Genomic DNA, 23,755 nt, shown 5'->3' with positions numbered 1-23,755 from the left:
GTGCGTCTTCCTAGTTCAACAACACGCGGTTCTTGGACAGGAACAGGCGCTGTCCTGCCCCAACTCCCTCAAGCACCAGATCCCATTGGCCCGGCGCAATGGCCGGCGCGCTGCCGCGGTAAATGCCTATGCCCACTTCGGCGAGAGCCACGGGCAGATCGGCCCGCCGGTCGGTCGGCCGCTCAAAGCGGCCCTGAAACTTCAGACCGGACATCGGCCGGCCAAAATTGTCGCGCGCCTCGACCAGCAGGGTCGCGCCGCCCTCCCCGCTGCGCTCGACATGTGCATCGACCCTCCAGTTGCGCGCGCTCTGGTCGCGAGCGGTGGCGATCTCCTTTTCATAGGCGAGGCTGGCGCTATAGGCGCTATCGACCTCGGTGCCGGGCAAGGTCTGGATCGCGAGGCGCATCATGACGGCATTGACCCCGATCACGACGGCGAAGAACGTCACCATCATCAGGAGTACCTTGCCTCCGGTCAGGGGCTTCGGTTGCGTTCGGCTCATGTGAATACTCCCGATCTCATGGCGACACGAAATGATCGGTGGCGGAAGCGACCTCGCCCAGCCCAATATCGGTGACGTGGAAGTGCACCGGAATGGACTTCGCGGGATTGTTTTCCGCGGGCGCCGTCACCAGAAGCCGCAATTCAGTGGTCGTGTCGCGCGCCAGAATGATCATCGGCCGGTCCTTTGTGACGGAATCGGCGCCAACGACATGAAGCGTGGCGTTGACCGGGCCATCCATGTCGATCGCGATGACGCGGTCGAAGCCGCGCTTGTTCAGGAGGCGGACGGTGTAGGCATTGCGGATCGATCCGTCGGCGAGCTTCACCGCAACCGGATTGCGGTCATGCAGTACGTTGATGTCGAGCAGCGTCCGCGTCAGCAGCGCATAGAGCATGATCGCGCCGACGGCGGCAATCATCGCCGCGTAGGTGATGGTGCGCGGCCGCACGATGCGGTAGATCGGCGGCTTGCCTTCCTGCCGCCGGTGAATATTGATGTCGTTGTCGTATCCAATCAGGCGGGTTTCGCGACCGATCTTGGTCATGACGGCATCGCAGGCGTCGATGCACAGCCCGCACTGGATGCAGTCGAGCTGCGGGCCGTTGCGGATATCGATACCGGTCGGGCACACGGCGACGCATTGATAGCAATCGATGCAATCGCCGACGGGTTCGCCGAGCGCGCGCAACTCGTTCGCCTTCTTCAGCGACGTGCGCTGTTCGCCGCGATCGTATTTGTAGGTAACGTTGAGCGCCCATTCGTCAGTGAGCGCGGCCTGGATGCGCGGCCACGGGCACATATAGACGCAGACCTGCTCGCGCATCCAGCCGGCGAAGACATAGGTGGTCGCCGTCAGGATCCCGATCCAGATATAGGCGATCATCGGCGCCTGGAAGATGAGGAGTTGCATCACCAGCGTCGGAGCGTCGGTGAAGTAAAGCACCCATGCGCCGCCAGTCCACCAGGCAATCATCAGCCAGATCGAATGCTTCAGCACGATTTCTCCGACACGGCGAAGCTTGATGGTTTCCTTGGCGGCGTCCTTGCGCATTCGCTCGCGCCGGTCGCCCTCGACCCAGCGCTCGACGGCGTAGAACAGATCGGTCCAGACGGTCTGCGGACACAGATAGCCGCACCAGATGCGGCCGCCGACCGCGTTCATCAGGAACAGCGTCAGCGCGGCGACGATCAATAGGCCTGTGAAGTAATAGACTTCCTGCGGCCACAGCTCGATGAAGAAGAAATAGAACCGGCTATTCGGCAGATCGACCAGCACCGCCTGGCTAGGCGCGCCCAGGCCGCGGTTCCAGCGCACGAACGGCAGCAGGTAATAGACCCCGAGGCAGAACGCCATCAGGCCCCATTTGATCCGGCGGAAGGTGCCGGAAACGCTCTGCGGATAGACCTTCTTCCGGGCCGCATAAAGCGGCCCATCGTCGACGACCTGCAGTTCGGTGGGGTCTACGGTCTTGTTCATGGCTGGGTCGATCTCGTGTCAGGGATTCACTGTAGCCCCAGCCCCAGAGCCGCGTTTGATCCACCTCAACCAGACGGAGAACTTGCCCCGGCGCCGCGCGGTTACTTACCTCCGCCGAGCGAGTGGACGTAGACCGTAAGCGCCTTGATCGTGGAGGGGTCGAGACGTCCAACCCAGGCCGGCATAACACCGGCGCGGCCGTTGCTGATGGTCTCGACCAGCGTCGCCTCGTCCGAACCGTAGAGCCAGATCGTGTCCGTGAGATCGGGCGCGCCGAGTTCCTGGTTACCCTTGCCGTTGTCGCCGTGGCACGAGGTGCAGTTATCCGCAAAGATCTTCGCGCCGCCAGCCGCGTCATATCCGGAACTGGTCGGCAGGCCCGACAGCGACCGCACGTGGTTGGCGACGGTCACGATCTGGTCCTTCTTGAGAACGCCCTCCTTGCCGAACGCCAGCATGGCGCTCTCATGAGCCTTCGCATGTCCGGAACGGGCGCCGAACTGGATCGTCTGCATGATCTGGTCGAGGCTGCCGCCCCACAGCCATTCGTCGTCGTTCAGATTGGGATAGCCCTTGGCGCCGGCGCCGCCGCTGCCGTGGCATGGCGCGCAATTGTCACCGAACACCGTCTTGCCGCTGGCGCGAGCCAATGCAAGCAAGGCCGGATCCTTGGCGATCTCAGCCAGGGGCGCCGCACCGAGCGCCACCATCTTGTCACCGCGGACCTTTCCCAGATTGGCGAGCTCGGTGGCGACTTCCGCGCGGGTGGAGTAGTTCCAGATCCCTGTCGTATGGCTCCACAGCAGCGGCCACGCCGGATACACGATCCAGTAGCCGATCGACCAGAGAATGGTCGTGTAGAAGGTGATCACCCACCAGCGCGGCAGCGGCGTGTTGAGCTCCTTGATGCCGTCCCACTCGTGACCCGTGGTGGCCCTTCCGGAAACGCGATCGATATCGCTGTGTTCGGTCATGATCGCTCTACTCCTCGCGCAAAGGCATTTTCGCCGCTTCGTCGAAAGCAGCCTGGTTACGCGGCCAAAGGGCGTAGGTCACGATGGCGATGAAGATTCCGACGAAGACCGGCGTCCAGAACGAGGTGACGAAGTCCGACGCGATGTTGTGGACAGTGAGAATTGCTTTCATCGTCCTGCCTTCTCAGCGAAGATTTGCTTTTTCGTTGTAAAGCTTGAAGTCGACCAGCGTGCCGAGCATCTGCAGATACGCGACCAGCGCATCCATCTCCGTCGGCGCGCCCGGCTTGCTGTCGAAATTGCGGGCGAACGCCTTCGGATAGCGTTTGGTGAACGCGTCCACGCCGGCATTGTCAGGATCGGCCTGTGCCTTGAGGTCGGCGACCGCGTTGGCGACCTGATCTTCCGAATAGGGCACGCCGACAGCGCGGTTGGCGCGCAGATGGGCCGCGACGCCAGCCTCGTCGACTTCTGTCTGCGAGAGAAAACTGTAACCCGGCATGACCGATTGCGGCGCGATCGCCCGCGGATTGGCCAGATGCGTAACGTGCCATTCATCGGAATATTTGCCGCCGACCCGCGCGAGATCGGGGCCGGTGCGCTTGGATCCCCACTGGAAGGGATGGTCGTACATGCTCTCGGCCGCGAGCGAGTAATGGCCGTAACGCTCGACTTCGTCGCGCAACGGACGAATCATCTGCGAATGGCAGAGATAGCATCCCTCGCGGACATAGACGTTGCGCCCGGCAAGCTCGAGCGGCGTGTATGGTCTGACGCCGTCGACCTTCTCGATCGTGCTCTTGAGGTAGAACAGCGGGGCAATTTCGACGAGCCCGCCGATTGCGATGACCACGAGGATGCCCGCGATCAGGACGATCGAGTTCTTTTCGAAGATTTGGTGCCGCGTCCAGAAAGACATTTAGGCGCTCCTCATTCCGCCGGCTGCAGAGCCAAGCGCAACTGCACTTCCGCTTCGCCGACACGCGCCGTCATCCAGAGATTGTAGGCCATGATCAACGAGCCAATCAGGAACAATGCTCCGCCCGCGGCGCGGATGATGTAGAAGGGATGCATCGCTTCCACGGTTTCGATGAAGGAATATTCGAGGAAGCCCAGCGAGGTGTAGGCGCGCCACATCAGGCCCTGCAGGATCCCCGACACCCACATCGCGGAGATGTAGAGCACGATGCCAATGGTCGCGATCCAGAAGTGCCAATTGACCAGCTTCAGGCTGTAGAGCCCTTTGCGATCCCACAGCCAGGGAACCAAGCAATATAGCGCGCCGAACGAAACGAATCCGACCCAGCCCAAGGCGCCTGCATGAACGTGGCCGATGGTCCAGTCGGTATAGTGGCTCAGCGAGTTCACCACCTTGATCGACATCAGCGGGCCTTCGAATGTGGCCATGCCGTAGAAGGCGACCGATACAACGAGCATGCGCAGCACGGGATCGGTGCGGAGCTTGTCCCAGGCACCCGACAGCGTCATCAGGCCGTTGATCATGCCGCCCCATGACGGCATCCAGAGCATGATCGAGAACGTCATGCCGAGCGTCTGCGCCCAATCCGGCAGCGCGGTGTAGTGGAGATGATGCGGGCCGGCCCAGATGTAGAGAAAGATGATCGCCCAGAAATGGATGATCGACAGCCGGTAGGAATAGACCGGCCGCTCGGCGCGCTTCGGAATGAAGTAGTACATGATCGCGAGGAAGCCAGCGGTCAGGAAGAAGCCGACCGCGTTATGTCCGTACCACCACTGGAACATGGCGTCCTGGACGCCGCCCCAGGCGATGTAGGACTTGGAGCCGAACACCGACACGGGGAGCGCGGGATTGTTGCCGAGGTGCAGAACCGCGATGGTGACAATGAACGCCAGATAGAACCAGTTGGCGACAAAGATGTGCGGCTCTTTGCGTTTGATGATGGTCACGAGGAACACCAGTAGATAGACCACCCAGACGATGGTCAGCCACAGATCTGCATACCACTCCGGCTCGGCATATTCTTTGGATTGCGTCACGCCGAGCAAGTAGCCGGTGCCGGCGATCAGGATGAAGAAGTTGTAGCCAATGACGACGAACCAGGGCGCGAGATCGCCAGCCAGACGCGTGCGGCAGGTCTTCTGGACCACGTAGAACGAGGTCGCGATCAGCACGTTGCCGCCGAAGGCGAAGATCACCGCCGAGGTATGCAGCGGCCGCAGGCGGCCGAAGCTGGTCCATGGCAGATCGAAATTGAGCGCGGGCCACGCAAGTTGGGCGGCGATCAACAACCCGACCGCAAATCCGGCGATACCCCAGATCACCGACATCGCGGCGGAGAACTTGATCGGGCCCAAATTGTAGTTGGGCCGACCGTTGATTTCCTGCGGCGTCAGCGATGCCGGCCGGTCGAAATACCTGTTCACGATCGCAAACACGGCCCAAAGGCTGGCAGCGGACGCCAGTGCCGCGTGAAAGGCGAACGCCATGTCCAGCGCCTTGGCCGCGGCGAACAGGCACAGTAGTGCCGATATTGAAAAGACCAGCGTAAGACCGGCCTCGCCGTGTGTCATTGATTTCGAGGTGCTTGATTCGCTCATGCTCGGCTTCTTCTCTGGAGGTGCCACTCCGGTGGATCACCACACCTTCGCGTTTGTCGGCTTGATCGAGATCAAGTCCAGGAGCACACGTGCGGTGTAGTCAACAACAACAACACGGCGTAATCGGCACTTGCGCGCTCTTCTCCAAGCTCTCGGTTTTGAGCGCTTCCAGGGTTTGCGTATTGGGGCAGTAGTCGGTCCGAGCTGCCCGCGAGCCGCCCTGCTTGAATTCGTTGGCGCACCTTTTTAACGACGTGCAGTTTCCGCAAACCCGCTGCAGATCCCGAAGCACTTCGGGATGGCGGTCTCTCAACTCGCTCGCCGAGAGGCCATACTCCGCGAGACGTTTATTCAAGAGATCGCCCGAGCGATCGTCCTTTCTCGACAGCGCGTGAAGTTCGGGTACCGAAAGATTTAGATCCCTTGCGATCTGCTCGAACTCCTTGTCATCAAGACCAAGTTCGCTCGTGCCGACGAATTTGGACGTGATGGCTTTCACCCACCCGATCAGGGCGCTGGTCCGCGGTGCTCTCTCCACATCTTTGAAAACAATCATTGGAATACCTCGCAGATTCTGGGCATCCCATCAGAGCGAATGCCGATCATCTCGGCCTTGACCTGGATCAAGCAGGGAACGTTTGTCACACGGCCTTGCTGAATCGTGCAGTGTCGACGCGGGTGTGGGGATCGAACACCGCCGCAATGACGCGAACGACCGAACGGCCTGCCTCGGTGGCCATCACGATACGATCCTTGATCTGAACCAAGCCGTCGCGGACCAGCGGCTGCAGCAAGGCAAATTCTTCGTCGAACGCCATATCCGGTGCGGTCACATCGAGATCGGCCTCAAACTGGCACATCAGGCTTTCGATGGTGCGGGCACGCTGCCTCTCGGCCGCATCCAGGCGACAGCCGCGCGACGCGGCTAGGCGGCCGGACGAGATCGCGCGAACATAGCTCGGGACATCGGAAATGTTCTGGACGTATCCATCCGGGAATCTGGAAATCGAAGACGCGCCAAGACCGACCAAGGTTTCTCTGCCATCGTCGGTATAGCCCTGGAAGTTGCGATGAAGCCGCCCCGAGCTCGCCGCTCGGGCCAGCGAGTCGCCGGGCTTTGCAAAGTGATCGATACCGATCTTCTGGTAGCCTTGGCGCAGAAACTCCTGGGCAATGATTCCGGCCTGATCGATACGCTCCTCCACATCAGGAAGCGCTCTCTCGTCGATGCGCCGCTGGTTGGCCTTCAGACGCGGCATGTGGGCGTAGCCGTAGCAGGCAATGCGATCCGGCGAGAGCATGGCGACGATCTCGCAGGTCTTTCGAAGCGAGGCGACGGTCTGCAGCGGCAATCCGTAGATCAGGTCAAAATTCAGATTGCCAATGCCGTTGGCCCGCAACCGCAACACGGCGACTGCGACATCCTGCATCGGCTGCCGTCGCCCGATCGCCGCCTGCACAAGCGGATTGACGTCCTGTACGCCCAGACTGGCGCGGTTGATGCCAAGCTCCTTCAAGCTGGCCGCCAGCAATGGTGTCACATATCGCGGATCCAGTTCGATAGCGTGCCCGAAACCGGGTTCGAAGACGAAGCGGTCACGCAGAACCTGCATCACCGAGGCGAGGCCGTCCGCGCCGAGGATGCTCGGCGTTCCGCCACCCCAATGCAGGCGGGCAATGCGCAGAGGTGCCGATACGGCATCGCTGACGAGGGCGATCTCGCGCTCAAGCGCCTCCCGATAGACCGAGATGACGTCATCACGCAGCGCCTTCTTGGTGTTGCAGCCGCAATAGAGGCAGAGCTCGCGGCAGTACGGCACGTGCAGGTAGATCGAAACGGCCTCAGCCGTGTCGATATTCTGCAACCACCGCCGCTGGTCGGTGGTGCCTACATCCGTCGCGAACTCGGCGGCCGTCGGATAGGACGTATATCGCGGTACCTGCAGTCGGGCATAACGGCGGACGATATCGTTCACAGCGGTGCCCTCTTCCTGCAGGTCATCATGCCGGGCTACTGCCCGATATCAGAAGGCCCGACGTTTGATGGCAGATTGCTGGGCCAATTGTTTGGGACGGGTCTGCATGTCACCCCAGAACAGCACCGCACCAAACACCACGAACATCGCGAGGACGCAGATGGCAACAATTAACGAATCGATTGGCATAGGCTGATCTCCTGTGTGGAGGAATGATGCCTATGCGGCCTTATTCGAGCTTTGACCTGGATCAAACGGATGTGCGCTCCAGAGCAAGATACATCATGCCGCGGCCATGGCTGCGGCCCGTGCCGCGTCCAGCAGACGAACACCGCCGTTGACGATGATGAGCATTTTTTCACGCTCGAACCGGGTCAGCGTACGGCTCACGGTTTCGATGGTCAGGCCGAGATAGTCGGCAATATCCTGTCGGCTCATGGGCAGCACGATGATCTGGCGCTCGTCCCCGATATGGGCCAGGCGCCGCCGCCAGCCGACCAGGAAGGACGCGACCTTTTCTTCCGCAGTGCGCCGGCCCAACAAGAGCATTTGCTCCTGCGCCAGCGAGAGTTCCCGTGCGGCAAACTCGTTGATCCGGACCAGGAAATGCGGCCTCTGCTCAATGAAATGCCTGAACGCCTCCTTGGAGAGCCGACACGCCGAAACGGAATCGACGGCATCCGCCGAGAAACCGTAGCGATCGGACGGCGCCACGCCGAGAAAATCCCCGGGCAGCGCAAAACCGATCACCTGCCGCCGTCCGTCCGGCAGCAGCTTGTACAGACGCGCGACACCCGCGGTCAGATTATGCACGGAATGCGCGAGCTGGCCTGCAGTGAAAAGCGCCTCGTTGGCAGCCAGATGAACGTGACGGGCGATCCGTTCGAACTCGCTCAGATCGGCCTGATCGAGCGCGCCGCAGACGCTGAGCGACCTGACGGTGCAGGCCGAGCAGCGGCCGAAATTGGCCCGGTTTGGATTCGGAGAGATGGTTCGTATCATTGCCCTGCCCGTTCGAGCGCCGATCGACCGCCATTTCTCGCGGCAGCCGTATCTCCCAGCCAGTTTGCTCAGCCTTGGCTCGAGGGCTCGGAAATATGATTCATTCTAGCGGATCCGGCGCCGCCTGATTGATCCAGATCAAACCGGCCGCCGATTAAGCCTTCACAGTGCAACTCAGGCTGGAAAGCCGCATCTTTCCACGGAGTTGAAGCTGCAATGATCGCAAGAATGTTGATGCCGCTAGCGGCTACACTGATTACATTGACGACGGCAGCGGCAGCTTCGCCGCAAGAGCAGCGCGGGAAGATGTTTGCGCTGAACAACTGCGCGAAGTGCCATTCGATCGACAAGGTTACCCCGAGTCCACTCAAAGTCGCACCGCCGTTCCGGACGCTGCACAAGCGTTACCCGATCGAGACCCTTGGAGAGGCTCTGGCCGAAGGCATCTATACCGGTCACCCCACCATGCCCGCTTTCCAGCTCGAGCCTGACCAGATCGGCGATCTGCTGTCTTATCTGAAGACGCTCGAATAACGGGATCGCAGAGCCAACCGAATTCTGACACCGCAAGCGGTGACATAACGCCATGCCGAGCAAGATTACCGTCATTCAGGGGCATCCGGATTCCTCGCGCCGTCATCTTTGTCATGCGCTGGCCGACGCCTATGCCGATGCAGCCACGCAGGCCGGCCACGTCATCACCTCGGTCGAGATCGCGGGCCTCGACTTTCCGTGGCTTAGAACTGTGGAAGAATTCAATTCGGGCGTGGTACCGCCTCCGCTGAAGCCTGCAGCCGATGCTATCGCCGCGTCAGACCATATTGTGTTGATCTTTCCATTGTGGCTCGGCACGGCGCCTGCGCTGGTCAAGGCGTTTCTGGAACAGATCATTCGCCCCGGCGTGGCCTTCAGTTACGAGAAAAAAGGAGTCAAGAAGCTATTAGCTGGCCGCTCGGCGCATCTCGTCGTCACCATGGGGATGCCGGCCTGGCTCTACCGGATCTTCTTTTGCAGTCATGGCATCCGCGGACTGCGCCGAAACATATTTGAGTTCGTCGGCTTCTCGCCGGTCCGGGTGACGATGTTCGGCATGATCGAGAGCGCTTCCGCTGCCAGGAAATCCAGCTGGCTTAAGAATATGCGCAAACTGGGCGCAAACGCGCGTTAGTCCACGCTCACGCGGACTGGTCACGCCTTGCCCTACAAAGCCTGCACCGTCCAGGCGATCATATCTCTTGCCATTCGGCCAAATGCAGCATTGAAGGCGGCAACGGCTGCCTGAGGGTCGAGCTTGCCGAGCTTCTCGCTGTCCTCGAACAGCCGCGAGGCGACGACCTTGCCGTTCTTGTCGATGATCCTGGCTGACAATCCAATTTCGGCGACAGGTCCCGACTCGACGGCGATGCGGAACCGCCTGACATCGATAAGCAGCTGGAATTCGGTCTGCCCGATATCGGCCATCCGAAGCGGCGCATGCGCAATGTCGTAATTCTCAAAGCTTTCGATCAGCCGCGCCTGGATCAGTTTCGGCAACGCGTCGGCCCACATGGCTTCCGCAAAGCCCGGATATTCCTGCGCCGGCGAAAAGAGGAAGCGCTGCGTCTCCAGCATCGCCACGGCGGTCGGCTCCGGGATCGCCCATTGCACATTGATGATCTTGCCTGCCGGTCCTGGATTTTGCAGCGCGCGAAGATCATAAGTGATTTTTGGCGGCGGAGCGGTCGCGCCGGTCATGCGTTCGAGGCCGGCGACAATGCCATCGAGCTTGCCGGTGTTGCGGGCCAAGCCTTCCGAAAACACCTTGAAATTGGCGATGGTGTCCTTCAACGCTCCCGAATTCTCCGTCAGCACCGAATCCACCTTGCGCAGTGCATCGCGCGCTGCCTGCGTCATGCCCTGTCCCGCGCCGCGCTCGGCAACAAGCGTCGGCATCTCGCCGCGCTTTGTGACCTGCGTGCCGCCTTCGAGCGCGACCACTGGCACGCCGGTCAGGCCCTGAAACTCCAGACCGACCTTGGTGTCTGCGCGCACCGGCGTGGTCGATGCTACCGAGATCGTCGCGTTGACGCCGCGCGGGCTGTCGGGTGTAAGGCCGAGCTCGATCACCTCGCCAACCCGTACGCCGTTGAACAGAACGGCAGCGCCGACCAGCAGCCCGGGCACCGAACCCTCGAACTGCACGTGGTAGCTCGTGCGCGGACCGAGCCCGCCGGTATTCTGCAGCCAGTAGACGAAGCCGAACACAGCCAGGATGGCCGCCAGCACGAAGGCGCCTACGAGCACGAAGGGAGCGCGGGTTTCCATTAGTCAGCTCGCTTTGGTTGCAGCATCTGGGAACGCTTGCCGTGAAAATAGGCCCGCACCCAGGGATGCTCGGATTGAAGCAGTTCGCGCATCGGCCCAATGGCGACAATCTTGCCATCAGCCAGCGCCGCGACGCGGTCGCAGACGGTATTGAGGCTTGCGAGGTCATGGGTGACCATGAATACCGTCAGCCCCAGTGTTTTTTGCAATGTCTTGATCAGGGCGTCGAAATCGCCGGCGGCAATCGGATCGAGCCCTGAGGTCGGCTCGTCGAGAAACACAATCGCGGGATCGAGCGCGAGCGCTCGCGCCAGCGCCACGCGCTTGGTCATGCCGCCGGACAGTTCGGCAGGAAACTTGTCGCCGTCCTCCGGCGTTAGACCAACCATTTCGAGCTTGGCGGTCGCGATCTCATCCATCAAGGCGTCCGACAGCACGTGATTTTCACGCAGCGGAAACTGGATGTTTTGCCGCACCGTGAGCGACGAGAACAGCGCGCCCTGCTGAAACAAGATGCCCCACCGCCCGGCGGCGCTCGGCGTGGTGCGATCATGATTGATCGGGGAACCCATCACCTCGATCTCGCCGCTCCGCCGCTGTATTAGGCCGATGATGGTCCGCATCAGCACCGACTTGCCGCCGCCGGAAGCGCCGACCAGGCCGAGGATTTCGCCGCGGCGCACAGCCAGGGCGAGGTGGTCGATCACGACATGGCGACGAAATCCAACCACGAGATCGCGTATGCGAATGGCAAACGGTTCTGCGGTTTCCTGCATCGCTACATTCCGATCGACGCAAAGAACACCGCAAACAACCCATCGAGCACGATCACGAGGAAGATCGACTTCACCACCGACGTCGTGGTCTGCTTGCCGAGCGACGCCGCGCTGCCCTTCACGCGCAGGCCCTCGCTGCAGGCGACGATTCCGATCACCAGCGCCATGAACGGCGCCTTGATGATGCCGACCTCGAAATGGGTGACGGAGACGGCGTCATGCAACCGCGCGATGAAAATTGCCGGATCCATGCCGCCATAGAACCAGGCGACGAGGCCGCCGCCGTAGAGCGCCGCCATCGAGCCGATGAAGCTCAGGATCGGCAGCGCGCAAACCAGCGCGACGATCCGCGGCAGCATCAGGACCTCGATCGGATCCAGTCCCATGGTCGACAGCGCGTCGATTTCCTCGCGCATCTTCATCGAGCCGAGTTCGGCGGTGTAGGCGCTACCCGAACGTCCCGCGACCATGATGGCGACGATCAGAACGCCGAGTTCGCGCAGCACGAGAATGCCGACCATGTCGACGACATAGGAGTCCGCGCCGAACTTGCGGAAATGGAAAATGCCCTGCTGCGCAATGATGGCGCCGATCAGGAAGGTGATCAGCACGATGATGGGTATCGCCTGCCAGCCGACGCGGTAGAACTGGTAGGTCAGCGACGTCAGCCGCAGCGATCGCGGCCGGCGCGCGACGCCCAGGATGGCGATGCACAGCGAACCCAGCATCTGCAGGAACGCCATTACGTCTTCGCTCGCGCCGATGGTGCCCCGGCCGATATCCCCGAGTTTCGCCAAGACGGGGTTGCGCGCCGGGACCGGCGCCGGCGTTCGCCGATTGACCTGACGGACCTCCTCGATCAGGCCGGTGTAATTATCGGCGATGCCAACGACTTCGGCGCGGTGACCGGCGGTGGTCGCCCGCCGCGACATTTTTTCCAGTAGCCAGGCACCGAGCGTGTCGAGTTCGCGCACCCCGGCCATATCGATCTTGACGACGCCAGCCCGATCGAATTCCGGTGCAACGCCGTCGGAAAGCTGTTCAAGCGTGGCCGCATTCGCCGCCGTCCAGGACCCGCCTGGGCGCAGTTCGAGCGCATCGCCCGATGGCGTGGCCGTTAACAGGGGTACGCTCGCCAAGATGATATTCCCTCAATTACAGCGCGCACCTTTTCTAGGCCGCTCGCGCCGCCCCGATGTTGACCTGCCTCAAAGCGCCGAGTGCCGCTCTGGAACACCGAAGTTGACCCAAATCAAACGATGTTGCTGCGGGCTCGCCTAGAGTTCCACAGACGCCAACCACGAAAACGAACGTGATGTTCAAATCAAGCGGGCTGGGTGACGAGTTGCAGGCGCTCAAAAGCGAAATGTCGCGCCTGTTGACTACGTCCGCCGACGATATGTTCGACGCCACGAAGAGCCGCACCGAGGCACTGGCCGGGCAGATCAAGGACACCTTGGACGAACTCGCTGAGACCGTGAGCGACGAAGAACAGCACGTCGAGAAAATGATCGCGGAGCGGCCGATTGCGGCGCTGGCATCCGCCTTCGCGCTCGGCGTCGCCATCGGTTTCATGCTGAGGAGGCACTGACGTGAACAGCGAGAACGTCGTCAAGCAGCTGCGCGCGCTGTGGCGAACCGACCGCATCATCGCGGAGATCCGTATGCGGCACATGCTGGTCGGGCTCGGCCTGCGGGCGTTCGCCGCGCTGATTGCGGCCTTTGGGTTGTTGATGCTGGAGCTATCGACCTATTTCGCACTGGTGCAGATCTGGAGCGCGATTTCTGCGGCGGCAATTCTCGGCACCGCCAATTTCGTGATCGCGGCCGTCTTGTTCGTCGTTGGAGGAAGGCCGCCCGCAGGCCGCGAACTCGAACTGGCGACCGAAATTCACGGCTCCGCGGTCGACGCCTTGCAGAGCGAGGCCCGCGCGCTGCAATCGCAATTCACCGGCATGGTGCAGCGTCCCCTGAACAGCGCGCTGCCGCTGGTGCTGGTGCCGCTGGTCACAATCATCCTCAAGAGCCTGAAGAAATCCAGAGCACCCGCCCCTGCGGCCACGGCCGAGCCAAGCTGAGCCCGGCGGAGGCAGCACCCTTATGCCATAAACCCAAGGAGCCAAACGAGGTGTCCAAGACCAGAGCCAAGACCCAGCCGAAGCCGATTCTCAACGCTTCCCTGCCGCCGCAATTCCGGCAAGTTCGTGTCGCACTCGCCCGCGAACCCGGTCATCCCGAGGGCGATGCTGATATAGCCTACATCATTGTCGCTCCGCTCGATTCCGAGGACCGCATCGATGCAGAACTCTGGCGGGAGTATCGCGATGCCTGCCGGATCGTGCGTCAGCGCCCGGACGCGCAGGACAAGCATGGCCATCTCGTGCACCAGCCGGGCGGCGGTTGGGCCTTCCACTATGACGGCGAGACCGATCTGACCGATGAGGTCGGCTTTCACTTTGCGGATGAGCGCTTCGTCGTCGGCGAATACGTTTCGATCAACGAAGGCGGCAAGATGCACACCTATCGGGTAGCGACCGTGTCCTATCTTTGATCACCAGAGGCATGTCCTCGGCCTTTTGGGAACTCGAAGCAAGGCAACAGTCTATGGCGACCAACAACAAGCCGGCGCCGGAGATCGCGGAAGACCTCATCGAAATTCGTGTAAACGACATCGCGCAGCTATTTCATACGCTCGACCCCTTTCCGTTCCGGGAAAAAGATCTCGCTGATGAGGCCGAGGATTACATCGTGGGGTGGGCGCAAGAGATGCCGACTAGGCGACCCCTCAGAATTGTGGTGCATACTCCAGCGCTCCAATCACAGGTAATGACGTCGAAGGAGCTTGCCGATGCATTCAATCGCTATTTTGCTGGCCGTGTCGTCGTCGTTCAGCGTGATCTAAATGAACTGTTTCGAGTAGGCCGCCGCTCGCTTGCAATTGGCGCTTCAATTCTTGCTGCCTGTCTTTTACTGGCTCATTTAGCTGCTGGCTATCTGGCGGAAGCCGCGATCAAGAGATTGGCTGAAGAGAGCTTCTTGATTCTTGGCTGGGTCGCCAACTGGCGACCTCTCGAAATCTTTCTCTACGATTGGTGGCCGCTCGCGCGACGTCGCGATCTGTTTAACCGTCTCTCGGTAGCAAGTGTCGAGCTCAGGCCGTACGCCATCGAGGTCGAGACGCCCTCCATCTTCACATCGATCCAAGCAGATCACGAGGCATAGTGTTTCATTTTCTGAAATCGCAAGGACGGTTCCGCGGCCTCAGCGAAGCGGATGCCGAGGCACGGCTCCGAGCAGAGGGGCATAACGAACTCCCGCAACCCGACCGCCGCACGCCGTTTCGAATAGCGATCGAGGTGCTGCGCGAACCGATGCTGGCGATGCTCGTGGTCGGCGGCATCGTCTACCTGGCGCTCGGCGATCTGAAGGAAGCGGTAATCCTGGTCGCCTTCGCTACAATGTCGATCGTAATCACCGTGGTACAGGAGACCCGCACCGAGCGCGTCCTGGAGGCGTTGCGCGACCTCACCAGCCCCCGGGCGCTCGTCATTCGCGACGGCGAGCGCAAACGCATTGCCGGCCGCGATGTGGTGCGGGGCGACCTCATCGTCCTTTCCGAGGGCGACCGCGTGCCTGCCGATGCCGTGCTCCTGCGTTGTCAGGATCTGCAGGCCGATGAATCGACCCTTACCGGCGAATCCGTGCCGGTGCGCAAGGTCGCGTGGGACGATCGTTCCGAGTCCGGACTTCAACGGCCCGGAGGCGACGACCTTCCGCAGGTATTCTCCGGCTCGCTCGTGGTGCGCGGCTCGGGCCTCGCGGAAGTGACCGCCATCGGTCCGCGAAGCGAAATCGGTAAGGTCGGCCAGTCATTGGCGGCCCTTGATATCGAGCCGCCGCGCCTGCAGGCGCAAACCAGGCGCCTTGTCAGCCTGTTTGCGGTGCTCGGCGGCTCCGTTAGCGTGCTCGCAGTCCTGCTCTACGGATTCATGCGCGGCGGATGGCTTGACGCCGTGCTGGCCGGAATTGCGCTCGGCATGTCCATGCTACCGGAAGAATTTCCGGTCGTCCTGACCGTTTTCATGGCTATGGGCGCGTGGCGAATTTCACTGGCGCGCGTACTGACGCGGCGAGCAGCGGCGATCGAGACGCTGGGTTCGGCGACCGTGCTGTGCACCGACAAGACCGGCACCCTGACCGAGAATCGGATGACGATCGTCGAGTTGCGGCTGCGGGGCGGATACCTCTTTCGTCCCGACGACGGCAGCGAGATGCCGGCGCCGTTCCGTAAGCTAAGCGAGTTCGGCCTGCTCGCAAGCGCGCCAGAGCCGTTCGATCCGATGGAGCGGGCATTCCATACGCTCGCACGCGAGCGGCTGTTGGGGGCGTCGCATCAGCACCCAAACTGGAAGCTGGTTCACGCCTTTGGTCTCCGCCCCGACCTGCTCGCTGTGACCCATTTCTGGCAGCCGGATAGCTCCCGGCAGGAGTATGTCGTCGCTGCCAAGGGCGCCCCGGAAGCGATCGCCGGCCTTTGCCAGCTGAGCGCCGCCGACCGCGCGGCGCTGACGCAATCGATCGACGCGATGGCCTCGGCTGGCCTGCGCGTGCTGGGCGTCGCGCGCGCCGCGCACTCCGGCCAGAACTGGCCGGCTTCGCCGCGCGAGTTGAAATTCGAATTCCTCGGGCTGGTCGGCCTTGCCGATCCGCTCCGCGCCAGCGTCGTCGAGGCGGTGCGCGAATGCCTGTCGGCAGGCATCAAAGCAGTGATGATCACCGGCGACTATCCGGCGACCGCGAAGGCGATCGCGCACCACGCCGGTCTTGAGCGTGACGAAGTCGTCACCGGCGAGCAGCTCGATAAAATGAGTGACGCGGAATTGGCAAGAGGGGTGGAGAGGACAAGTGTTTTCGCGCGGATCATGCCGGAGCAGAAGCTTCGCATCGTCAACGCTTACAAGAGCAATGGCGAGATTGTGGCGATGACCGGCGATGGCGTCAACGACGCGCCTTCGCTAAAGGCGGCCCATATCGGCATTGCCATGGGCGGGCGCGGGACAGATGTCGCGCGCGAGGCTTCGGCGATCGTGCTGCTCGACGACGATTTTGGCTCGATTGTCAAAGCGATCCGCTTGGGTCGCCGCATCTACGACAATTTGCGCAAGGCCATGAGCTTCATTCTTGCCGTTCACGTGCCCATCGCAGGCCTGGCGCTACTGCCACTGTTGTTCGGCATGCCTCTCTTGTTTGGGCCGATCCATATCGCCTTCCTCGAAATGGTCATCGACCCCGTTTGCTCGCTCGTATTCGAGGCCGAGACCGAGGAAGACGACGTCATGCGCCGTCCCCCGCGCGCGCCCGACGAACCGTTGTTCTCCTGGGCGATGATTGGCTGGAGCGCCTTGCAGGGGACGCTGGCGTTTGTGATCGTCGCCGCCATTTACATCATGGCGCTCCAATCCGGCATGCCAGTGCCGGAAGTGCGGGCGCTGGCGTTCTGCTCGCTCGTGGTGGTGATCGTCAGCCTGATCCTGGTCAATCGCTCGTTCAGCGCATCACTGCTGACCGCGCTGCGGAGGCCAAATCGGACCTTGGCCGCGGTGCTGGCCGCGGTTGCCGCGATCCTGACTCTCACCTTGCTCTGGCCGGTCGCAAGCAGGCTCTTCACCTTCGGACCGCTGCACGCCGACGATCTCGCCCTCACGCTCGGGGCAGGCGCGATCGCGCTGGTGGTCCTTGAAATGCTGAAGTCGGTGCTGCGCCCACGACTGCGGTCTTCAAACTGACAATCCAGCTCCTTGCGATGGATCAAAGGGGTACGCCGGGGGAGCGCTAGATTAAATCTCGAAAAAGGAGAGCCTCATGGCATTCAAGGACATTTTGCTGACGCTGACGAGTTACCCCGATCCGACGCCCGTCTCAGTTACCGAGGAGGCGGTTTCGATCGCAGCAAACCTCGGCGCCCACCTTGCGGCCGTTGCCTGTGAGGTGCACGTCCAGATCCCCGGGCATTTCCTTTCCGGATCGATTGCCAACATCCCCGGCATCATCGCAGGCGAAGCCGAGAAGAGCCGGAAGAGTGCCAAGGACATGCTCGCCGCTTTCGATAACGCGGCGAACAAGGCCGGCATTCTCCACGAAACCTATCTTGAAAAGTGCCCGACTTACCGCGTGCCGGACGTGCTGGTTGATTACGCAAGGCTTCGCGACCTCACCATCGTGCCGGTGCCGGAGAGCTATGACCAGTGGTATGCCGAGACGGTGATATTCGGCTCCGGCAGGCCGACCCTCGTTGTACCCGAAAGCCCCCGCCCGCGTCCGTTCGAGCTCGGAATGGTTGCGGTTGCCTGGGACTTCAGCCGCGCGGCGGCCCGAGCGGTTTCAGATGCGCTTCCGCTGCTCGAGAAGGCCAGGAAGGTGCGCATTGTTACCGTTATCAACGAAAAGAAGCTGCACACCAGGCATTCCGCCGAAGAACTGGCCAAGAACCTGGCGCGCCACGGCATCGACGTGGTGCTGGACAAGGTCGACGCCAACGGCCGGCGGATCGGCCAGGTGCTCGAAGGCTATACGGTTGCGCACAAGGTCGACGTCCTCGTGATGGGTGCCTACGGGAACGCGCGATGGCGCGAATTCATTCTCGGCGGGGCGACCAAGGACCTGCTTTCGAAGCCGCCGCTGCCGATCCTGTTTTCGCATTGACAGTACCGAAGACATCGCGGCGTCAGGGCTATGTTAAAGCGCCAGCCTGACGTTACAGATGTCGCGTTCGACCGGATCCGACTTCACTTCGAAGCCGAGGCTGCGGCACATCGCCAGCATGATGGTGTTGTCGGCCAACACGTCGCCGGAGATGGCCTTCAGTCCTTCGGATTTCGCATATTCGATGATCATCTGCATCAGGGTCCAGCCGAGCCCGCTGCCCTTCAGATCGGATCTCAAGAGAATGGCGTACTCACCGCTCTCGTAGACCGAGTCCGAGTGAATCCTGACAACGCCGACCAGTTCGCTAGTCGCCTCGTCGAACGCGACAAAGGCCATCGCCCGAGCATAGTCGAGTTGGGTCAGGCGGGCGATGAACTCGTGGGAAAATTCCTTCGTCGGCGCGAAGAACCGCAGCCGGAGATCCTCCATGGTGACATGCTTCAACATCTCATGGATCAGCGGCTCGTCCTCGGGCCATATTGTTGAGAATGGTGCGGCCGACCGAGCCCTGGCGCGGATTGGCTCCGATCAGCGCGACGGAACGCGGCGCAAGCAGACTTTTCAGGCGATAGGTCGACATCAGACTGTGGTATCCGGCAGGCCGTGGCCGTAGTGAACAGGTATCCTACGTGTGTTCCTGGCGCGACACGATAGTCCGACCGGATGACAAATGCCGCCTCGCCTTGTCTACCCTGCTTTGCCGATATCAGTGGCGGACGTAGTCGCCGGGGGCATCAGGCAGATTGTCCTCCTCGACGGCCTCGATGCCCATGCGCGGCGGTCGGGATAGCTCACCGGATTGCGCGGCCAGCCACGTGGTCCATTCCTGCCACCACGATCCTTCGACTGATGGCACCGTCTTCAACCATTCGTCGGGGCCGGTATAGGTCGCGTCCGCCCCCTTTGTCTGGATCCGGTAGGTGTGTCCCTGTTCGCCGGGAGGCGCCACGATACCCGCATTATGGCCGCCGCTGGCGAGAAGGAAGGTCACGTCGGCGTCGACCTGGTAGTGAATCTTGTAGACGGACTTCCACGGCGCAACGTGGTCGCGAAGGGTGCCGACCACAAACATCGGCGTGTGGATATCCGACAGCGAGATCGGCTTGCCCTCGACGAGGTAACGACCTCCGGCAAGGTCGTTGTTGAGGAACAGCTTGCGCAGATATTCCGAATGCATCCGGTACGGCAAACGGGTGGCATCGGCATTCCAGGCCATCAGATCGCTGGGCACTGCCCGCTCTCCCATCAGATAATCGTGGGTGAGCCGCGACCAGATCAGATCGTTGGAGCGCAGCAACTGGAATGCGCCGGCCATTTGCGTGGTGTCGAGAACGCCGCGCTCCCACATCATGTCCTCGAGGAACGCGACCTGGCTTTCGTTGATGAACAGCGTCAGTTCGCCGGCCTCGGTGAAATCCGTTTGCGCGGCAACCAGGCTGATCGACTTCAGGCGGTTGTCGCCGTCACGCGCCATGGTCGCGGCTGATACCGACAACAGCGTTCCGCCAAGGCAATAGCCCAGCGCATGAACCTGGCGATCGGCCACGATCGTGCCAATCTTGTCGAGCGCTGCCTTGACACCAAGCTTGCGATAATCGTCGAAGGCCACCTCACGGTCCGCGGCATCCGGATTACGCCAAGAGATCATGAAGACGGTGAAGCCTTCACCGGTGAGATACTTCACCAGCGAATTCTGCGGCGATAGATCGAGGATGTAATACTTCATGATCCAGGCCGGCACGATCAGGATCGGCTCGGGATGTACCTTGTCCGTGGTCGGATAGTACTGGATCAGCTCGATCAGTTCGTTACGGTACACGACCTTGCCGCGCGACGTCGCGACGGTTTCGCCGAGGACGAAATCGTCGGTCTTGACCGGCCCAAGTTCCGCCGAGGCCAGGCGTATCCAGTCGCTGCAGAAATTCTGCCAGCCGCGCACGAAATTCGCCCCGCCGCTCTCGAACGATTTCCGGAGCACTTCCGGATTGGTCGCGGCAAAGTTGGAGGGCGACAGCACGTCCAGCATCTGCCGGACCGAGAACTCGACGATCGCCTCGTTTTGCTTCGCCACGCCGCGCACGCCGGTGGTAGCTTTATGCCACCATTGCTGGCCCAGCAGAAATGCCTGAGCCATCAGGTTGAACAGCGGCTGTTCCCACTCCGGCCGAGCGAAGCGCCTGTCCTGCGCCTGCGGCTTGATCAGCGACCACGGTCCCTGCCCGGGCGAGAAGAACTGCCGTGCAGCCTCGACAAATCGTTGTGCGTCCAGCAAGGCTTCCTGCGAAATCTCGATCTGCCGTTGCGGCGACGAGGTGAGATGCGAAAGCCAGTCGGTATAGGCCAGCAACAGGGCTACCGGCGAAATGCCGCCGCTCAGGCGCGCCAGCATCGCATGAAGGGCGCGATCGGCCTGATATGTGTCTACCCCCGCCCCCTGTGTGGCCGGTGCCGCTTGCGGCGCGATCGGCACGGTTGGCTGCCGGTCGTCGCCCTGGTCCGCGGCACGGGCACGGAGCGGCAAGACGGTAAGTTCCGCCCCCGGCAGGTTCGTTTTCTGGTGCATGCTGTTTGGCCGATCAGTTCAGCGAACGGTTGCTGATCAGGTTCGACGTGGTAGCGATCATCCGCTCACCGTGCTTGAACAGCCGCTCGTAGTCGCGACGGATGAAATCGAGCTGATGCTGGCTGCATTCCCGGCACATCGTCCTTACGTCCTTGACTGAATGCGCACCCGCCATTTTCGCGACGAATTCCGTAAAAAGATGCATTTCGGTCCGCGTTCTCTCCAGCATCTCATCGCCGAGGAATACAAGCTCCTCAAACATAATCTTCTGCGCACCGAGCAAGAACTCCAGTGCGCTTTGGTTCAGCCTGGCGGCTTGCGCCTCCGCGTTTTCGGCCGGTTGGAAGGGACTCGAAGCGCTTCGTTCAGACAGCTCTGCCATGACTATCTCCGATTTTTGAATTCCATCGAAACGATATCGATTGGCATCGGACCGATCATTGAGATGCATCAAACTGGCCGCATTTCGACCGTAGGCCAACAGCAACTTGCCAGAAAGGCCACATCCCGCGCTCACCTCGGATCAGTGCGACATCAGCACCGGCACGGTCATCGAATCGAACATGCCCCGCGTGACGCCGCCGAGAATACTTTCGTGCAAGCGCGAATGGCCGTATCCGCCCATCACCAACAGGCCCATATTGCTTTCGGCCGCGATCGACAGAATGGCTCCTTGAACATCGCCGCGTTCCACGGTCACCCGCTGGACCCTCGCCGTAATGCCACGACGCGCCAAATGGCTGACTAGCTGGTCCGAGGATGCTTCGCCGGCTTCCTCGTTGACCGCAATGACGGTGACGGCCTTCGCGCCCATCAGAAACGGCATCGCATCGCGCAGCGCGCGCGCAGCGAGACGGCTGCCGTCCCAGGCGATTCCGATATGGTGGACATCGAGCGGTCCTTTATGAATGTACGGGACCATCAGCATCGGCCCGCCGGAATTAAACAAGATCTCCTGAGGAATGTGATTGTCGAAACTGAAATTCGCGGAGTCCGGCTGCAGCACGATCGTCATGTCGTAAAGCCGTGCAAGCGCTCCGATGGCTGGTCCGGCCTCGGCGGGTATCGCCGTGATGGCTCTGGTGCCGTAGGCGACCTTGGCGAGCTTGGCCTCGATCTCGAATACGGAAATCGCGGCATTTGCCCTTTCCTGGGCGCGCTCCTGCTCCGCCCCCATCACGAGGGCAACGGCAGCACCGCTGCCATCAACCATCATTCCGGCGGAGCTCATCGATTCATAACCGATGGCAACGGCATCGAGATGCGAGCGGCGCTCGATGGTCAGCCCGATGGCGACGTCAATGACCGCCCTGACTGGACGCTCGGACGGAATATGAACCAGAATGTTCCTGAACATCGCACTCTCCCAACCGTGTCGAGAACGCGGTCCGCGCCTCGCGTTCCGGAACAGTAACTGACGGAAGGGCCGTCCAGGTTGATGCACATCAAACTTAGGGAACGCTGCCGATCGGGCCGGAAAGGCGCGGGTCAGCAAGCGCCGGGATTTCCAGTGCAGCATATCCCAATAGCCGGGTCATGCTCGAAGCATTCCTCCAATCAAGCGCCCAAGTCGCGGAGCCAGTCGGCGCCGCACCATGGCAAATCGAACCCTCGGGTGGCCGTTTTTGCGCTCTCGCTACCATGGGCGGACAGACCGCATCTATCGTCGCTCCACCCGAACGCCATCAGCGATTCTATCGCTCGGGTGGAGAACTACCCGGCGTCCTTCGGCCAGGCCCTCCAGCACTTCCGCCATGCGGTTGTTGCGATGGCCGATCTTGACCGGCGTCAGGCGCGCGCGGCCATCTTCGACAGCAAACAGCGCCCAGTCCTCTCCCTTTCGAAACAGCGCGCTCACGGGCACTATCAGAACGTCATCCGCGCTCCAGATCGTGGCATGCACGACAACCCGGTAATCGTGGCCGAGCCGCGACCAAAGCTCCGGCGGATCGGTGAAGTCGATAGTTACGCGAACCCGCTGCTCCTCGATGCCGAGGGCCGATACCTTGAGAAAGCCTGCCGGATCAATCCGAACCACCTTGCCGCGAACCGCCGGACCACCCCAGCCGTCGATCCGGACCGGCGCGCCAACCTTGATCTGCACCGCATCGGTCGACAGCAGATCGGCGACCACCTCGAGATCCCCGGGATCTCCGATATCGACCAGCGGCGCTCCCGGCAAAACCACTGCTTCGCTGTCCTGGATGATCTTCAGCACCCGCCCGCTTGCCGGCGCCACCACTCGGACGCAGCACGCTGGATCCTTCGGCGAAGCCGCGTTCGACGGGTCGATCAATCGCGCGGCCAAGCTTGCCCGCATGTTGCGGCGGAAATCCAGCTGAGCTCGCGCGCTCGCCAGCGCGGCTTCATTGCTGGCTACTTCGAATTTTGCCTTGTCAAAGGCCTGCGTTGAGATTGTTTGCGTCCGCGCCAGCGCCTGCGCCCTCTGGAATTCGGTGCGAGCGAATTCGAGGGTGGCTTCGAGCCGGCGCACATCGGCCTCCTGCTGCCGGATCGAAGCATCCGCCGCGATCACTTCGGCTTCGAGCTGATCGTGTGAACGTACGTCAAGAAAGCTTGGCGGCGTCGGTTGCATGAGCGCCACAACGGTTTCGTCAGCAGTCACTTGGTCGCCGACGTGCAGCGAAGCCCCCTGCATGCCCATGGGATGAGAAATTCTCAGCACTTTGCCACCGACTGGCGCCGATACGGTATAGACATGCCGTACGTTGGTCTTTCCATCGTCGTCTGCGGTTACCTCCAGCGGGCCTTTCGCAATCGTCGCCCAGTCTACGGCGACCGGCCGCGGCCAGGCAAACCAGACCAGCAACGCCGCGATCGCGCCGATGACGACAATACCTATGATCCGCTTTGTCCAGTTTACCGGCAT

General features: G+C 61.6%; 26 protein-coding genes and 1 pseudogene. 8 read left to right on the top strand and 19 right to left on the bottom strand.

What is annotated here, in order from left to right; genetic code table 11:
• Positions 1-10: 10 nt before the first annotated feature.
• The 10 genes from YUO_RS0100590 to YUO_RS0100540 form a co-directional block, all read right to left on the bottom strand.
• The gene (locus tag YUO_RS0100590; protein ID WP_083754419.1) at positions 11-505 is read right to left on the bottom strand and encodes a FixH family protein; all 495 of its coding nucleotides are present in this window, start codon (positions 503-505) and stop codon (positions 11-13) included.
• A 16-nt stretch (positions 506-521) separates the two neighbouring features.
• Positions 522-1,985 carry a cytochrome c oxidase accessory protein CcoG gene (ccoG, locus tag YUO_RS0100585; RefSeq protein WP_028345548.1) on the bottom strand — a complete coding sequence of 488 codons (1,464 nt, stop codon included), beginning with the start codon at positions 1,983-1,985 and terminating at the stop codon, positions 522-524.
• A 101-nt stretch (positions 1,986-2,086) separates the two neighbouring features.
• Positions 2,087-2,959, bottom strand: a complete 873-nt coding sequence (gene ccoP / locus YUO_RS0100580; protein WP_028345547.1) for a cytochrome-c oxidase, cbb3-type subunit III — start codon at positions 2,957-2,959, stop codon at positions 2,087-2,089.
• A 7-nt stretch (positions 2,960-2,966) separates the two neighbouring features.
• Positions 2,967-3,131 (bottom strand): cbb3-type cytochrome c oxidase subunit 3, encoded by a 165-nt coding sequence (locus YUO_RS0100575; RefSeq protein ID WP_028345546.1) that lies wholly within the window; start codon positions 3,129-3,131, stop codon positions 2,967-2,969.
• Positions 3,132-3,143: 12 nt separating this feature from the next.
• A complete protein-coding gene (gene ccoO, locus YUO_RS0100570; protein WP_028345545.1) occupies positions 3,144-3,878 on the bottom strand; it encodes a cytochrome-c oxidase, cbb3-type subunit II in 735 nt (244 codons plus the stop codon).
• An 11-nt stretch (positions 3,879-3,889) separates the two neighbouring features.
• A complete protein-coding gene (ccoN, locus tag YUO_RS0100565; protein WP_035725718.1) occupies positions 3,890-5,539 on the bottom strand; it encodes a cytochrome-c oxidase, cbb3-type subunit I in 1,650 nt (549 codons plus the stop codon).
• A 100-nt stretch (positions 5,540-5,639) separates the two neighbouring features.
• A complete protein-coding gene (locus YUO_RS43545) occupies positions 5,640-6,095 on the bottom strand; it encodes a DUF6455 family protein (protein WP_051379158.1) in 456 nt (151 codons plus the stop codon).
• An 85-nt stretch (positions 6,096-6,180) separates the two neighbouring features.
• Positions 6,181-7,515 (bottom strand): oxygen-independent coproporphyrinogen III oxidase, encoded by a 1,335-nt coding sequence (gene hemN, locus YUO_RS0100550; protein ID WP_035725715.1) that lies wholly within the window; start codon positions 7,513-7,515, stop codon positions 6,181-6,183.
• Between the two features lie 48 nt (positions 7,516-7,563).
• The gene (locus YUO_RS46950) at positions 7,564-7,704 is read right to left on the bottom strand and encodes a hypothetical protein (RefSeq protein ID WP_198027952.1); all 141 of its coding nucleotides are present in this window, start codon (positions 7,702-7,704) and stop codon (positions 7,564-7,566) included.
• Positions 7,705-7,797: 93 nt separating this feature from the next.
• Positions 7,798-8,517: a Crp/Fnr family transcriptional regulator gene (locus YUO_RS0100540; protein ID WP_051379157.1), complete on the bottom strand. Its 720-nt coding sequence runs from the start codon at positions 8,515-8,517 to the stop codon at positions 7,798-7,800.
• A gap of 216 nt (positions 8,518-8,733) precedes the next feature.
• Here YUO_RS0100540 and YUO_RS0100535 point away from each other — a divergent pair, with 216 nt between their 5' ends.
• Together YUO_RS0100535 and YUO_RS0100530 are read left to right on the top strand one after the other, a co-directional pair.
• Entirely contained in the window at positions 8,734-9,051 is a 318-nt protein-coding gene (locus tag YUO_RS0100535) for a c-type cytochrome (protein ID WP_035725712.1), read from the top strand.
• A gap of 52 nt (positions 9,052-9,103) precedes the next feature.
• Entirely contained in the window at positions 9,104-9,685 is a 582-nt protein-coding gene (locus YUO_RS0100530; protein ID WP_028345540.1) for an NAD(P)H-dependent oxidoreductase, read from the top strand.
• Positions 9,686-9,717: 32 nt separating this feature from the next.
• Here the strand turns inward: YUO_RS0100530 and YUO_RS0100525 are convergent, their stop codons facing one another.
• From YUO_RS0100525 to YUO_RS0100515, 3 genes are read right to left on the bottom strand one after another with little or no spacing between them, the layout of a single operon-like run.
• Positions 9,718-10,821 (bottom strand): ABC-type transport auxiliary lipoprotein family protein, encoded by a 1,104-nt coding sequence (locus YUO_RS0100525; RefSeq protein ID WP_028345539.1) that lies wholly within the window; start codon positions 10,819-10,821, stop codon positions 9,718-9,720.
• A complete protein-coding gene (locus tag YUO_RS0100520; RefSeq protein ID WP_028345538.1) occupies positions 10,821-11,597 on the bottom strand; it encodes an ABC transporter ATP-binding protein in 777 nt (258 codons plus the stop codon). Before YUO_RS0100520 ends, YUO_RS0100525 begins: the two co-directional genes overlap by 1 nt.
• Before the next feature lie 2 nt (positions 11,598-11,599).
• Positions 11,600-12,736 (bottom strand): ABC transporter permease, encoded by a 1,137-nt coding sequence (locus YUO_RS0100515; protein ID WP_028345537.1) that lies wholly within the window; start codon positions 12,734-12,736, stop codon positions 11,600-11,602.
• Between the two features lie 176 nt (positions 12,737-12,912).
• Between YUO_RS0100515 and YUO_RS0100510 the strand changes: the two genes are divergently transcribed.
• The 6 genes from YUO_RS0100510 to YUO_RS0100485 all read left to right on the top strand — a co-directional run bounded on the left by YUO_RS0100510 (position 12,913) and on the right by YUO_RS0100485 (position 18,299).
• Positions 12,913-13,188 (top strand): hypothetical protein, encoded by a 276-nt coding sequence (locus tag YUO_RS0100510; protein WP_028345536.1) that lies wholly within the window; start codon positions 12,913-12,915, stop codon positions 13,186-13,188.
• Between the two features lies 1 nt (position 13,189).
• The gene (locus tag YUO_RS0100505; protein ID WP_028345535.1) at positions 13,190-13,675 is read left to right on the top strand and encodes a phage holin family protein; all 486 of its coding nucleotides are present in this window, start codon (positions 13,190-13,192) and stop codon (positions 13,673-13,675) included.
• 50 nt (positions 13,676-13,725) lie between these two features.
• Positions 13,726-14,148, top strand: a complete 423-nt coding sequence (locus tag YUO_RS0100500) for a hypothetical protein (RefSeq protein ID WP_198027951.1) — start codon at positions 13,726-13,728, stop codon at positions 14,146-14,148.
• 53 nt (positions 14,149-14,201) lie between these two features.
• On the top strand, positions 14,202-14,819 hold the full coding sequence (locus YUO_RS39410) for a hypothetical protein (RefSeq protein ID WP_051379273.1): 618 nt from the start codon (positions 14,202-14,204) through the stop codon (positions 14,817-14,819).
• Entirely contained in the window at positions 14,819-17,383 is a 2,565-nt protein-coding gene (locus tag YUO_RS0100490) for a cation-translocating P-type ATPase (protein ID WP_198027950.1), read from the top strand. The genes YUO_RS39410 and YUO_RS0100490 overlap by 1 nt, the downstream gene beginning before the upstream one ends.
• Positions 17,384-17,459: 76 nt before the next feature.
• Positions 17,460-18,299 carry a universal stress protein gene (locus YUO_RS0100485; protein WP_028345532.1) on the top strand — a complete coding sequence of 280 codons (840 nt, stop codon included), beginning with the start codon at positions 17,460-17,462 and terminating at the stop codon, positions 18,297-18,299.
• Positions 18,300-18,332: 33 nt separating this feature from the next.
• Here the strand turns inward: YUO_RS0100485 and YUO_RS0100480 are convergent.
• The 6 genes and pseudogenes from YUO_RS0100480 to YUO_RS0100455 form a co-directional block, all read right to left on the bottom strand.
• Positions 18,333-18,776, bottom strand: a pseudogene (locus tag YUO_RS0100480) (GNAT family N-acetyltransferase); the annotation flags it as partial.
• Positions 18,751-18,882: a hypothetical protein gene (locus YUO_RS48425; RefSeq protein ID WP_283806393.1), complete on the bottom strand. Its 132-nt coding sequence runs from the start codon at positions 18,880-18,882 to the stop codon at positions 18,751-18,753. The gene YUO_RS48425 and the pseudogene YUO_RS0100480, both read right to left, overlap by 26 nt.
• A gap of 126 nt (positions 18,883-19,008) precedes the next feature.
• Positions 19,009-20,865 (bottom strand): PHA/PHB synthase family protein, encoded by a 1,857-nt coding sequence (locus tag YUO_RS0100470; protein ID WP_028345530.1) that lies wholly within the window; start codon positions 20,863-20,865, stop codon positions 19,009-19,011.
• A gap of 13 nt (positions 20,866-20,878) precedes the next feature.
• Positions 20,879-21,247: a hypothetical protein gene (locus YUO_RS0100465; RefSeq protein WP_028345529.1), complete on the bottom strand. Its 369-nt coding sequence runs from the start codon at positions 21,245-21,247 to the stop codon at positions 20,879-20,881.
• A 141-nt stretch (positions 21,248-21,388) separates the two neighbouring features.
• Entirely contained in the window at positions 21,389-22,384 is a 996-nt protein-coding gene (locus YUO_RS0100460; protein ID WP_235782595.1) for a universal stress protein, read from the bottom strand.
• Between the two features lie 141 nt (positions 22,385-22,525).
• Positions 22,526-23,755 (bottom strand): efflux RND transporter periplasmic adaptor subunit, encoded by a 1,230-nt coding sequence (locus YUO_RS0100455; RefSeq protein ID WP_028345527.1) that lies wholly within the window; start codon positions 23,753-23,755, stop codon positions 22,526-22,528.

Origin of the sequence: Bradyrhizobium murdochi (assembly GCF_000472965.1) — a bacterium.
Taxonomy (GTDB): domain Bacteria; phylum Pseudomonadota; class Alphaproteobacteria; order Rhizobiales; family Xanthobacteraceae; genus Bradyrhizobium; species Bradyrhizobium murdochi.
This window is presented reverse-complemented; position numbering and strand designations above follow the sequence as displayed.